This is a genomic window from Stutzerimonas tianxiuensis (assembly GCF_053470365.1).
Genome location: NZ_JBPVWS010000024.1, coordinates 46,295 through 58,539, shown reverse-complemented (window position 1 = coordinate 58,539; position 12,245 = coordinate 46,295). Strand labels below are relative to the sequence as shown.

Here is a 12,245-nt window from a genome sequence, read left to right as displayed (position 1 = left end):
CTCAAATAGTGGGCAATTCGCTTTGTCTTTGTCGCGCTCTGTCCATTTATGAATTCAAGTCCGACAGGCTGCTAGGTGGCCCCGTGACACCCTACAGCCATCAATACAGCTCGATGGCTACCGCCGTGGCCTCACCGCCGCCGATGCACACCGCGGCCACGCCGCGCTTGTAGCCGCGCTGCTGCAGCGCCGCGAGCAGGGTCACCAGAATGCGCGCGCCGGACGCGCCGATCGGGTGGCCGAGGGCGCAAGCGCCGCCGTGCACGTTGAGCCTGGCGTGGGGGATGTCCAGATCGCGCATGGCGACCATGGGCACCACGGCAAAGGCCTCGTTGATCTCGAACAGGTCCACCTCGTCCAGGCTCCAGCCGCTGCGCGCCAGCACACGCTGGATCGCGGTGACCGGCGCGCTGGTGAACAGGTTCGGCGCCTGGGCGTGGCCGGCATGGGCGACGATGCGCGCCAGCGGGCTCAGGCCGCGCCGCTCAGCCTCGGACTGGCGCATCAGCAGCAGGGCCGCGGCGCCGTCGGAGATCGAGCTGGAGTTGGCCGCGGTCACCGTGCCGCCGTCGCGGAACGCCGGCTTGAGCGTGGGGATTTTCTCCGGCCTGGCCTTGGGCGGCTGCTCGTCGGCGGCGATCAGGCGCCGCTCGCGCCCGGCCGGAGCCTCGACCGCGACGATCTCGTCGGCAAAATGGCCGGCCTCCATCGCCTGCTGCGCCCGGCGCAGCGACTCCAAGGCGTAGGCGTCCTGCTCCTGGCGGGTGAAACCGTAGCTCTGCGCGCAGTCCTCGGCGAAGGTACCCATCAGCCGGCCGCGCTCGTAGGCGTCTTCCAGGCCGTCGAGGAACATATGGTCGAGCACCTGGCCGTGGCCCATGCGATAGCCAGCGCGGGCGCGCGGTAGCAGGTAAGGCGCGTTGGACATGCTCTCCATGCCGCCGGCCACCAACACCTCGGCGCTGCCGGCCAGCAGCTGGTCGTGGCCGAGCATCAGCGCCTGCATGCCCGAGCCGCACATCTTGTTTAACGTGGTGCACTGCGCCGCCTGGCTCAGGCCCGCGCCGAGCGCTGCCTGGCGCGCCGGGGCCTGCCCCTGGCCGGCCTGCAGCACGCAGCCCATCAGCACGGTATCCACCGCCTCGGCCGCGAGGCCGGCGCGCTCCAGGGTGGCGCGAATGGCGGCGGCGCCCAGTTCGGCGGCGGACAGGCCGGCCAGGTCACCGAGAAAACCGCCCATGGGGGTACGGGCGGCGCTGACGATCACGACCGGATCGGTTGCAGACATGGTTGTCTCCTGAAAGTCGTTGGGGTGCCATGGGTTGCGGTCAAGCCGCAATCCGGGTCATGTGTCGGTTACTTCGCCGCCATACGCAGCGCGCCATCGAGGCGGATCACCTCGCCGTTGAGCATGGGGTTCTCGACGATGTGGCGCACCAGCGCGGCGTATTCCTCGGGGCGGCCCAGGCGCGGCGGGAACGGCACGCCGGCGGCCAGCGAGTCGCGCACCTCCTGCGGCATGCCGGCCATCATCGGCGTCTCGAAGATGCCCGGGGCGATGCACATCACGCGGATGCCCGAGCGCGCCAGCTCGCGCGCCGCCGGCAGGGTCATGGCGGCCACCCCGCCCTTGGAGGCGGCATAGGCGGCCTGACCGATCTGCCCGTCGAAGGCCGCCACCGAAGCGGTATTGACGATCACCCCGCGCTCGCCCTCGGCATTCGGCGGGTTCTGCGCCATGGCCTCGGCGGCCAGGCGTAGCAGGTTGAAACTGCCGATCAGGTTGACCTCGACGGTGCGGCGGAAGCTGTCCAGGCCATGCACGCCACTGCGCCCCAGTATCTTCTCGGCCGGTGCGATACCGGCGCAGTTGACCAGCCCGTGCACGGCGCCAAAGGCCTCCAGTGCCTGCGCCACGGCCACACGGCCATCCTCCTCGCGGGTGATGTCGGCCTGCACGAAGCGGGCGCCCTCGCCCAGCTCTGCGGCAGCGCGCTGCCCCGCTTCGGCATTGATATCCAGCAGCAGCACCTTGCCGCCCTGGCCCAGCAGCTGACGGGCAGCGGCCAGGCCCAGGCCAGAGCCGCCACCGGTGATCATAAATACGGAATCTTCGATACGCATAGCACGCTCCAGCAACGAGTCAGAACCATGCTCGCGCCGAGCGCCGCCGTCGACAATGGCGAAAGTCGTCTATCGATCTGAGCGCTTTGGACAATCGGGCGTCGGGTGCATCAACGCGCGGTACTGCCCCGGCGTAGAGCCGGTCCACTTCTTGAACGCCTTGTAGAAGGCGCTGATATCGGCGAAACCGAGCACGCCGGCCAGCTCGACGAAATCGCCCTCGCCGGCATCCAGGCGGGTGATAGCCAGTTCGCGCCGCACCTGATCCTTGAGCCCCTGGTACGACTGGCCCTCCTGGGCCAACTTGCGGCGCAGGGTCGAGGGCGCCATGTAGAAGTGGCTGCTGAGCGCCTCGAAGTCGGGCCAGCGTGCGGCGCTCAGCGAGCGCAGATAGGCACGAATACGCGCCCCCAGGCTTTGCGGGTCGCGGTAGCGCACCAGGATATTGGCTGGTGCGCCGGCCAGAAAGCGCTTCAGTTCGCGCTCGCTGCGGCGCACCGGCTGCGCCAAGCAGTCGGCGTTGAACAGCAGGCGGCTGGAGGGGCGCTCGAAGCGCAGGTTGTCGCAGAACATCACCCGGTAGTCTTCGAGATAGCCCGGCGCGGGACAGCGCAGGTCGATGCCGAGGATCGGCAGGCGCCGGCCGGCCAGCCAGCACAGCAGGCCATGCACCATCAGCCACAGGGTGAAGTAGGCGAAGGCCCGACTGTGCTGACCGTCCGGCTCGTCCAGGGCGATTTCGGCCAGGCTGCCCTGCTGCACCAGGCGCGGGCTGAGGCCGTCGAAGACCAGGCCGCAGAAGGCCAGCACCCGTTCCAGCGCCGCGCCCAGGGTGGGCTCGCGCAGGGCGATGGCAGCCATGAAGGAGAAGCTGCCGGCCTTCATGCGCCGGGCGTTCATGCCGAAGAACTCGTCGTCCATGCTCGCCGCCAGAGCGCGCCAGAGCTGGCCGTAGAGCGCCGAAGGCACACGCCCGTAGGGGCGCTCCAGCGCCTGTGCAGGCAGGCCGACGCGCTCCAGCAGCGCCGCCACGTCGAGCCCGCGGCGGCGCGCCTCGAGCAACGCCTCGCCGACCAGTTGTACCGAGATGGTGCCCTTCTCCACTGCCATGCCGCCCCGCGTCAGCCCCGTCCTGCAACGCGGCCCAGTTTGCCTGCGCCGCCGACGCGAGGCCAGCCGCTCAGCGGCCGACCAGGCGCAGCGGCGGTGCCAGCTCAGCCTGCATCAGTTCGCGCATGCGAAACTTCTGCACCTTGCCGGTTACTGTCATGGGGAACTCCTCGACGAAGCGGAAGTGGCGCGGCACCTTGAAGTGCGCGATGCGCCCCTTGCAGTACTCGGCGAGCGCCTCGGCGGTGAGTGCCTGATCCGGGTGCAGCTTGACCCAGGCGGCCACTTCCTCGCCGTACTTGCTGTCGGGAATGCCGATCACCTGCACGTCGGCCACCGCCGGGTGGGTGAAGAGGAACTCCTCGATCTCGCGCGGATAGATGTTCTCGCCGCCGCGGATGATCATGTCCTTGCTGCGCCCGACAATCTTCAGGTAGCCCGCCTCGTCCATCACCGCCAGATCGCCGCTGTGCATCCACTTGGCCTCGTCGATGCTCTCCTGGGTCGCCTCCTGGTTGTTCCAGTAGCCCAGCATCACGCTGTAGCCGCGGGTGCAGAGTTCACCGATCTGCCCGCGCGGCACCACGTTGCCCTGTTCGTCGACCAGCTTGGTCTCCAGGTGCGGTTGGGTGCGACCGACACTGGCCACGCGCAGCTCCAGCGGATCGTCGGCGGCGCTCTGGGTCGACACCGGGCTGGTCTCGGTCATGCCATAGGCGATCTGCACCTCGGCCATATGCATCTGCTCGATCACCCGCTTCATCACCTCGATCGGGCAGGTGGCACCGGCCATGATTCCTGTGCGCAGGCTGGACAGATCGAATTCGGCGCGGCGCGGGTGATCCAGCTCGGCGATGAACATGGTGGGCACGCCATACAGCACCGTGGCGCGCTCCTCGGCCACCGCCTGCAGGGTGCTCAGCGGCTCGAAGGCCGGGCCGGGATAGATCATGGTGCTGCCGTGGGTCATGCAACCGAGATTGCCCATCACCATGCCGAAACAGTGGTACAGCGGCACCGGGATCACCATGCGGTCCTGTTCGCTCAGCCCCAGACTCTCGCCGACCATGTAGCCGTTGTTGAGGATGTTGTAGTGGCTCAGCGTCGCGCCCTTGGGAAAGCCGGTGGTACCCGAGGTGTACTGGATGTTGATCGGGTCGTCGAACTGCAACTGGGCCTGGCGGCGACGCAGCACGTCGCGCGAGATCTGCCCGGCCAGGCCAAGCAGCTTGGCCCAGCCGAGCATCCCGGCGGTCGGCGTGCGCCCCAGGCTGATCACTCCGCGCAGGTCGGCAAGCCGCGTGGCATGCAGCCCACCGGGCGGGCTATCGGCCAACTCCGGGATCAGCTCGGCGAGCATGGCGTGGTAGTCGGAACTCTTGAACTGCTCGGCACAAATCAGCCAGCGGCAGCCGGACTGCTTCAGTACGTACTCCAGCTCGCTAAGACGGTAGGCCGGATTGATGTTGACCAGGATCGCGCCGACCTTCGCCATGGCGAACTGAGCGATGCACCACTCGGCGCAGTTCGGTGCCCAGATGCCGACCCGATCGCCCGGCAGCAGGCCGAGGGCGAGCAGGCCGCGGGCGCAGCCCTCGACTACCTCGGCTAGTTCGCCCCAGCTGTAACGAAGACTCTGATGGCGCACTACTAGCGCCTCTCTGCGTGCGTGCAGGCGCACCGTAGCGTCGAAGGCTTCGCCTATGGTCATGGCCAGCAGGGGGTTGTCCTGCGGGCCGCGGGTGTAGCTGAGCTGAGTCATGTCGGTACCCATTTGTTGTGCTTGTTATGGGGAATCCGCGAGCGCGGAGATCGCCGGCACTCCCAACAGGAAGCATGCCAAGGAGACGCAAGCCGTCTGTTCCCAGCGCCTGCTACCGCTGCGCGGTTTCAATCGGAGCGGTGCAGCTGTCTCGTTTTGCGACAGCTGTATGTCTTCGATACAGCCTGGCCAGCCCCGCGACCGCCAGCGGAAGCCCGCAGACGCAATCTGGCACGGCCTTGCCGGCACTGGCACAGGCGTTGCTTAAGCCCCGACACAAAACCACAACAAGAGGCTTCGTCCATGGAAACCCTACCGCTACACCGCAAAACCCTCGATTTCCTTGCCAGACCGCAACGCATGCTGATCGGCGCCCAGTGGCTGGATGCCGCCAACGGCAATAGCCTGCAGGTGCGCAACCCGGCCACCGGCGAGCCGCTGGCCAGCGTACCCTCGGCCAGCGCCGTGGACGTGGATCAGGCAGTGCAGGCTGCCCGCCGCGCCTTCTACGACTCCGCCTGGAGCCGCACCCGCCCGCGCGAGCGGCAGAACCTGCTGTGGCGCCTGGCCGAACTGATCGAGCGCGACGCCGACGTGCTGGCCGAGCTGGAATGCCTGAACAACGGCAAAAGCGCCCAGGTCGCCCGCGCCATGGACGTACAGCTGTGCATCGACTCCCTGCGCTACATGGCCGGCTGGGCCACCAAGATCGAAGGCAGCACGGTGGAACCCTCCCTGCCGTTGATGCCGAACGAGGATTTCCACGCCTATATCCGCCGCGAGGCGGTGGGCGTGGTGGGCGCCATCGTGGCCTGGAACTTCCCGCTGCTGCTGGCCTGCTGGAAGCTCGGTCCGGCACTGGCGAGCGGTTGCACCCTGGTGCTCAAACCGGCCGACGAAACCCCGCTGAGCGCACTGAAGCTCGCCGAACTGGTTCAGGAAGCCGGCTACCCGGCCGGGGTGTTCAACGTGGTCACCGGCACCGGCCTGAACGCCGGCGCGGCGCTGTCCAGCCACCCCGGAGTGGACAAGCTGACCTTCACCGGCTCCACCGAGGTGGGCAAGCAGATCGGCAAGGCGGCCATGGACAACATGACCCGCGTGACCCTGGAACTGGGCGGCAAATCGCCGACCATCGTGCTGGCTGATGCCGACCTGCAGCAGGCCGCCGCCGGCGCCGCCAGCGCCATCTTCTTCAACCAGGGCCAGGTGTGCTGCGCCGGCTCGCGCCTGTACGTGCAGCGCAAGCACTTCGACAACGTGGTGGCCGACATCGCCGCCATCGCCAACGGCATGAAGCTGGGCAACGGCCTCGACCCCAGCGTGCAGATGGGCCCGCTGATCTCCGCCAAGCAGCAGGATCGGGTCACCGGCTACATCAACCTGGGCCGCGAACTGGGCGCCACCGTTGCCTGCGGCGGCGAAGGCTTCGGCCCCGGCTACTTCGTTCAGCCGACGGTGCTGGTGGACGTCGACCAGCGCCACCGCCTGGTCCAGGAGGAAATCTTCGGCCCGGTGCTGGTGGCCATGCCCTTCGACGATATCGACGAGGTGGTGCGCCTGGCCAACGACAACCCCTATGGCCTGGGCGCCAGCATCTGGTCCAACGACCTCGGCGCGGTGCACCGGATGATTCCGCGCATCCGCTCCGGCTCTGTGTGGGTCAACTGCCACAGCGCCCTCGACCCGGCCCTGCCGTTCGGCGGCCACAAGCTCTCCGGCATCGGCCGCGAGATGGGCGCCGCCGCCATCGAGCACTACACCGAACTGAAGACGGTGATGATCAAGCTGTGAGTTTTACGGGTGGGGGGCTGTCCCGAGCGGCCCTCTGCCCTTTTTTATTCCGGGCGCGCCGGTGGCGTGCCAGACACCACGCAGGCGAGCGGCCTGCTACCCCTGTTCCATACCCTTGAGCTTGCGATACAGCGTCGCGCGGGCGATGCCCAGGCTGCGCGCGGCGGCCGAGAGGTTGCCGCCGGCGGCCTCCACCGCGGCGCGAATGGCCCGCGCCTCGGCACGCTGCAGCGTACTCCCCGCCTCCGCCGTCAGCCCTTCGTTCGCCACCGCCGCGGCCTGTTCGCCGCGGCCGGCGCGCACCTCGTCCGGCAGGTGCTGCACGCCGATCTCGCCGTCGTCCTCGGCCAGCGCCGCAGCCAGGCGCAGGCACTGGTAGAGCTGGCGGATATTGCCCGGCCAGTGATAGTCCAGCAGCGCCTGCAGCGCCGCTGGGCTCAGCTGGAGAGGCTGCTGTGCGTCGGTCTCGGCGCGCAGCAGGTGCTGGATCAGCGCCGCCAGGTCGCGCCGCTCGCGCAGTGCCGGCAGGCTCACGCGCAGGCCGTTGATGCGGTAGTAGAGGTCCTCGCGAAAGCCCTGCTCGGCGCTGAGCTGCTGCAGGTCACGGTGGGTGGCGCAGATCAGCGCGCAGTCCACCTTGATCAGCTGGTTGCTGCCCAGGCGGCTCAGGCTGCGCTCCTGCAGCACGCGCAAGAGACGGCCCTGCAGCTCCAGCGGCATGTCGCCGATCTCGTCGAGAAACAGCGTGCCCTTGTGCGCCTGCTCGATCTTGCCGATGGCGCCGCCCTTGCGGCTGCCGGTGAAGGCGCCTTCGACATGGCCGAATAGCTCCGACTCGATCAGGCTGGCCGGAATCGACGAGCAGTTGATCGCCACGAAGGCTTCGCCGGCCCGCGCACTGCCCTCGTGCAGCAAGCGGGCGAAGACCTCCTTGCCGGTGCCCGTCTCGCCGTTGATCAACACCGGGATGTCGCGGGCGAAGGCCTTGCGCGCCCGTGCCAGGGCATCCTGCAGCGCCGGGTCCTGCAGGCAGGGGCCGCTGTGCGGTGTCGGCAGTGGCTCGGCGCTGCGCCGCGGGCGCGGTGCCTCGGCCAGTATCGGCGCCGTTCGCTGAGGCGGGCCCTGAGTGATGCAGGCGTGCAGTTCGCCGCCGTGGTGGCTGCGCAGGCGCAGCGGCGCACTGAGGTCGTGACGGCGAAAACAGGCGGCGTGGGCGAAGGGCATGTCGAACAGCTCGGCGAAGTCCAGGCCGGCGCGCACCTCGCCCAGATGCAGCAACTGGCCGGCGATGCGGTTGGCGCAACGCAGCTTGCCCGCCGGGTCGAAGGCCAACAGACCCTCCAGCGGCGTGCCGAGAATGTCCAGGCGATGGTGCAAATGTACCAGCAGCACCTCGCCAAGCTGGGCGAACAGGCGGTTCTCGATGGCGCGGGCAGCGAACACCAGCGACTCCAGGGTATAGACCGAGGGCGCGCCCTGCCGGCTGCTGGCGTCCAGCACCCCGACTATGCCGCCGTCGAGGCCGAAGATCGGCGTGGCCAGGCAGGAGAACTGGCGGGCCTCCTCCAGATAGTGCTCCTCGCCGACGAAGAACACCGACTCGCGCTCGGCCAGGGCGCAGCCCGGTGCCGTGGTGCCGACGTTCTGCTCGGAAAGCTGCGCGCCGATGCGACACACCTGGCTCAGCTCACGGGTGCCGGCGCCGCGCCCGCTCAGACTGCTGAGCACCACGCCTTCCAGATCGATGCAGGCCAATACCCAATCCTGCGGCGCCAGCGCCGCGTGCAACTGCTGCATCTCGGGCATCGCGCAGTCCAGCAGCAGACGGTAGCGCTCGGCGATCTGCTTGCCACTGGCCACCAATGGCGCCTCGAACAGCAGCTTGTCGCGCTGGCACAGGCCGTAGTGCTGCGAGCGCTGCCAGGAGCGGGCGACTACCTGGGAATCGACCAGATGCTTGCCCGAGGTGGGCGTTGCGGAAGGGTCGCTGGATCTGTGCATGGCATGCGTCTCACGGCCGGGTGTCTCGAACTGCGCCAGCCCGGCCCGAGCCACTGTCTCAGATCGAGACAGCGATACAACGAGACGGCGCCCGCACTCTGTTCGACGACTCTTGTTGTTATATAAGCCATTGATTCAATTAGTCCAATTTGCGAAATAGAAAACTGGCACAGACTCTGCTCAATGACTTCACAGCGTCCGGGAAAAACCGGTACGACTACGATCTTAAACAAAAACAATAAAGGTGATGTCATGAAAATGAGCATAGATGCGGCTCGGCCCAAACCGGCCCGGCAGTGGCTGCATGCTTCGCTGTTCGGCCTGCTGAGCAGCTTTTGCGCCGGTGCCTCGGCGCTCGACGTAGACGCCGGCGATTACACCGCAATGCCTGCCGGCACCAACGTGGGCTTGCTCTACTACCAGCACGCCGAACGCAACCGCCTCTACGCCAACGGCGACAAGCTGCCGCTGGACGCCGGCCTGGATTCGGATATCGGCATCCTGCGCGGCGTGCACTTCATGGAGCTGGGCGGCTACATCGTCGACCCGCAGTTCCTCCTGCCCTTCGGCAACATGCGCGCCAAGGACGACCTGTCGGCCCTGGGCAGCGACAGTGGCACCGGCGACCTGATGCTGGCCGCCACCGTATGGCTGGTGAACCAGCCGGAGCAACGCCGCTACTTCGGCATCAGCCCCCACCTCTGGCTGCCCACCGGCAGCTACGACAACGACCGCGCCATCAACCTCGGCGAGAACCGCTGGAAGGGTGCGCTGCAGGCCGGCTACATCGAGGGCCTGGGCGACAAGTTCAGCCTCGACCTGGTGGGCGACGTGACCTTCTTCGGCAAGAACGACGACTTCGGCCCCGCCAGCCAGACTCTCAAGCAGAAGCCGCTGTTCCAGGCCCAGGCGTTCCTGCGCTACCACGTCAACGAGCGCTTCGACCTGCGTGCCGGCGTCTCGCGCCTGTGGGGCGGCGAGACCGAGGTGGACGGCCTGGACATGGACGACAAACCGAACACCAGCAAGTTCAGCGTCGGGGCTAGCTGGTTCGTCACCCCGAGCGACCAGCTGATGGTCAACTTCGGCCGCGACATCTCGGTGGACAACGGCTTCAAGGAGCAGGGACGGGTCAACCTGCGCCTGCTGCACATCTTCTAAGCACCGCCGCCTGCCTTCCCATTCCAACAACAACAGGAGTTTCGCGTGATGCCTAACCTCACCCAATCACGCCGTCTCGTCTGCCTACTGACCGCGCTGCTGGTCGCCGCCGGCGCCCAGGCCGCCAAGGTCGACGAGGCCGCCATCCGTGCCAGCGAGCAAGACGGCAGCGAATGGCTCAGCCATGGCCGCACCTACGCCGAGCAGCGCTTCAGCCCGCTCAAGCAGATCGACGCCGGCAACGTCGGCAAGCTGGGCCTGGCCTGGTACTTGGATCTGGAAAACAACCGTGGCCTGGAGGCCACCCCGCTGGTGTCCGACGGCGTGCTCTACGCCTCGCTGTCCTGGAGCCGGGTGATGGCCGTGGACCTGCGCAGCGGCAAGCGCCTGTGGCAGTTCGATCCCCAGGTGGATCGCGGCCACTCCCGCTACACCTGCTGCGACGCGGTCAACCGCGGCGTCGCCCTGTGGAACGGCAAGGTCTACGTCGGCGCACTGGACGGTCGCCTGATCGCCCTGGACGCCAAGACCGGCCGCGAGGTCTGGAGCGAGCAGACCACCGACCCGGCCAAGCCCTACAGCATCACCGGCGCGCCGCGTGTGGTGAAGGGCAAGGTGATCATCGGCAACGGCGGCGCCGAGTACGGCGTGCGCGGCTTCTTCTCCGCCTACGATGCCGAGACCGGCAAGATGGCCTGGCGCTTCTACACGGTGCCGGGCGACCCGGCCCAGCCCTACGAGCACCCCGAACTGGCGGCAGCGGCCAAGACCTGGAAGGGCGACCAGTACTGGAAACTCGGCGGCGGCGGTACCGTATGGGACAGCATGGCCTACGACCCGGAGCTGGACCTGCTGTACATCGGCACCGGCAACGGCTCGCCGTGGAACCGCGAGATCCGCAGCCCCGGCGGCGGCGACAACCTGTACCTGTCGTCGATCCTGGCCCTGCGTCCGGACAATGGCAAACTGCTCTGGCATTACCAGACCACGCCGGGCGAGGCTTGGGACTTCACCGCCACCCAGCAGATCACTCTGGCCACCCTGGAGCTGGACGGCAAGCCGCGCAAGGTGCTGATGCAGGCGCCGAAGAACGGCTTCTTCTATGTGCTTGATCGCGCCACCGGCGAACTGCTCTCGGCGGAAAAATTCGGCAAGGTGACCTGGGCCGAGAAGGTCGATCTGGCCACCGGCCGCCCGGTGGAGGTGCCCGGCTCGCGCTACGAGCAGGAGCAGGTGGTGATGTGGCCGAGCTCGTTCGGCGCGCACAACTGGCACTCCATGTCGTTCAACCCGCAGACCGGGCTGATGTACATCCCCTACCAGGAAATCCCAGGCGTCTATCGCAACGAAGGGGCCACGTTCAAGAAGATCGACGGCTTGAACACCGGTACCGGCTTCAGCGACACCCACGAGATACCTCGCGATGCGGTGAGCGGTGCCCTGCTGGCCTGGGACCCGGTACGCCAGCGCGAGGCCTGGCGCGTGCCGCATAGCTTCTACTGGAATGGCGGCACCCTGAGCACCGCCGGCAACCTGGTGTTCCAGGGCACCGCCGACGGCCAGCTGCACGCCTATTCGGCGGACAAGGGGCAGCGCCTGTGGAGCTTCGCCGCGCAGACCGGCATAGTCGCCGCCCCCATCAGCTTCAGCCTGGACGGCGAGCAGTACGTGGCGGTTATGGCCGGCTGGGGCGGCGCGGCGCCGCTGATCGGCGGCGACGCGGCACTGGCGCCCGGAGTGCGCAACCTCAGCCGCCTGCTGGTGTTCAAGCTCGGCGGCCAGAGCAGCCTGCCACCGCTGCCGCAGGCGACCACGATCGCCGTGCAGCGCACGCCGCAAGCGGTCCAGGCGAGCGCCGCGGACCTGGACGCCGGCAAGCTGCTGTACGGCAACTACTGCTCGATATGTCACGGCGTCGGCGCCGTCAGCGGCGGCCTGATCCCCGACCTGCGCCATACGGATCAATGGCGCCGCGACAACTTCCAGCAGATCGTCCGGGACGGCATCCTCCGTCCGCTGGGCATGCCATCCTTCAAGAACTCGCTGAGCGTGGCCGAGGTGGAACAGATCAAGGCCTATGTGATGAGCCGCGAGTACGAGGACCATCTCAAGGCGCAGCAAGCCGCCAGACCCTGACCCCCATGAGCGGGCTCGGCCCGCCCGTGGACACCACCCCAAGCACCGGAGGAACAGCAGCATGTGGACCAAACCTAGCTACACCGACCTGCGCATCGGCTTCGAAGTGACCCTGTACTTCGCCAACCGTTGAGCCTGCCGCGGCGTGCCTGGCGCG

At 67.7% G+C, this 12,245-nt stretch carries 9 protein-coding genes; 4 read left to right on the top strand and 5 right to left on the bottom strand.

Going from position 1 to position 12,245, the window contains the following annotated elements:
• Window positions 1-100: 100 nt before the first annotated feature.
• From ACSSNI_RS21515 to ACSSNI_RS21500, 4 genes are all read right to left on the bottom strand, one after another.
• Window positions 101-1,288: an acetyl-CoA C-acyltransferase gene (locus tag ACSSNI_RS21515; protein ID WP_023123324.1), complete on the bottom strand. Its 1,188-nt coding sequence runs from the start codon at window positions 1,286-1,288 to the stop codon at window positions 101-103.
• 68 nt (window positions 1,289-1,356) lie between these two features.
• A complete protein-coding gene (locus ACSSNI_RS21510; protein WP_023123325.1) occupies window positions 1,357-2,124 on the bottom strand; it encodes a 3-hydroxyacyl-CoA dehydrogenase in 768 nt (255 codons plus the stop codon).
• Between the two features lie 69 nt (window positions 2,125-2,193).
• Window positions 2,194-3,234 carry an AraC family transcriptional regulator gene (locus tag ACSSNI_RS21505; protein WP_023123326.1) on the bottom strand — a complete coding sequence of 347 codons (1,041 nt, stop codon included), beginning with the start codon at window positions 3,232-3,234 and terminating at the stop codon, window positions 2,194-2,196.
• A gap of 70 nt (window positions 3,235-3,304) precedes the next feature.
• Window positions 3,305-4,996, bottom strand: a complete 1,692-nt coding sequence (locus tag ACSSNI_RS21500; protein WP_214361967.1) for an AMP-binding protein — start codon at window positions 4,994-4,996, stop codon at window positions 3,305-3,307.
• 303 nt (window positions 4,997-5,299) lie between these two features.
• Between ACSSNI_RS21500 and ACSSNI_RS21495 the strand changes: the two genes are divergently transcribed.
• A complete protein-coding gene (locus ACSSNI_RS21495) occupies window positions 5,300-6,790 on the top strand; it encodes an aldehyde dehydrogenase family protein (protein ID WP_226033808.1) in 1,491 nt (496 codons plus the stop codon).
• Between the two features lie 96 nt (window positions 6,791-6,886).
• Here ACSSNI_RS21495 and ACSSNI_RS21490 read toward each other — a convergent pair whose 3' ends face one another.
• The gene (locus ACSSNI_RS21490) at window positions 6,887-8,791 is read right to left on the bottom strand and encodes a sigma-54-dependent Fis family transcriptional regulator (RefSeq protein ID WP_448260231.1); all 1,905 of its coding nucleotides are present in this window, start codon (window positions 8,789-8,791) and stop codon (window positions 6,887-6,889) included.
• Window positions 8,792-9,043: 252 nt separating this feature from the next.
• On the opposite strand from ACSSNI_RS21490, the gene ACSSNI_RS21485 reads away from it, so the two are divergent.
• The 3 genes from ACSSNI_RS21485 (at window position 9,044) to pqqA (ending at window position 12,221) form a co-directional block, all read left to right on the top strand.
• Entirely contained in the window at window positions 9,044-9,952 is a 909-nt protein-coding gene (locus ACSSNI_RS21485) for a transporter (protein WP_124084237.1), read from the top strand.
• Window positions 9,953-10,000: 48 nt separating this feature from the next.
• On the top strand, window positions 10,001-12,088 hold the full coding sequence (locus ACSSNI_RS21480) for a PQQ-dependent dehydrogenase, methanol/ethanol family (protein ID WP_448260229.1): 2,088 nt from the start codon (window positions 10,001-10,003) through the stop codon (window positions 12,086-12,088).
• Between the two features lie 61 nt (window positions 12,089-12,149).
• The gene (gene pqqA, locus ACSSNI_RS21475; RefSeq protein WP_003239771.1) at window positions 12,150-12,221 is read left to right on the top strand and encodes a pyrroloquinoline quinone precursor peptide PqqA; all 72 of its coding nucleotides are present in this window, start codon (window positions 12,150-12,152) and stop codon (window positions 12,219-12,221) included.
• The last annotated feature ends 24 nt before the right edge of the window (window positions 12,222-12,245 follow it).

Bases quoted from the DNA above. Each gene is read 5' to 3' on its own strand.
- ACSSNI_RS21510 (WP_023123325.1), bottom strand. From the start codon at position 2,124: ATGCGTATCGAAGATTCCGTATTTATGATCACCGGTGGCGGCTCTGGC.
- ACSSNI_RS21480 (WP_448260229.1), top strand. From the start codon at position 10,001: ATGCCTAACCTCACCCAATCACGCCGTCTCGTCTGCCTACTGACCGCG.
- ACSSNI_RS21500 (WP_214361967.1), bottom strand. From the start codon at position 4,996: ATGACTCAGCTCAGCTACACCCGCGGCCCGCAGGACAACCCCCTGCTG.
- ACSSNI_RS21485 (WP_124084237.1), top strand. From the start codon at position 9,044: ATGAAAATGAGCATAGATGCGGCTCGGCCCAAACCGGCCCGGCAGTGG.
- ACSSNI_RS21490 (WP_448260231.1), bottom strand. From the start codon at position 8,791: ATGCACAGATCCAGCGACCCTTCCGCAACGCCCACCTCGGGCAAGCAT.
- ACSSNI_RS21515 (WP_023123324.1), bottom strand. From the start codon at position 1,288: ATGTCTGCAACCGATCCGGTCGTGATCGTCAGCGCCGCCCGTACCCCC.
- ACSSNI_RS21505 (WP_023123326.1), bottom strand. From the start codon at position 3,234: ATGGCAGTGGAGAAGGGCACCATCTCGGTACAACTGGTCGGCGAGGCG.
- ACSSNI_RS21495 (WP_226033808.1), top strand. From the start codon at position 5,300: ATGGAAACCCTACCGCTACACCGCAAAACCCTCGATTTCCTTGCCAGA.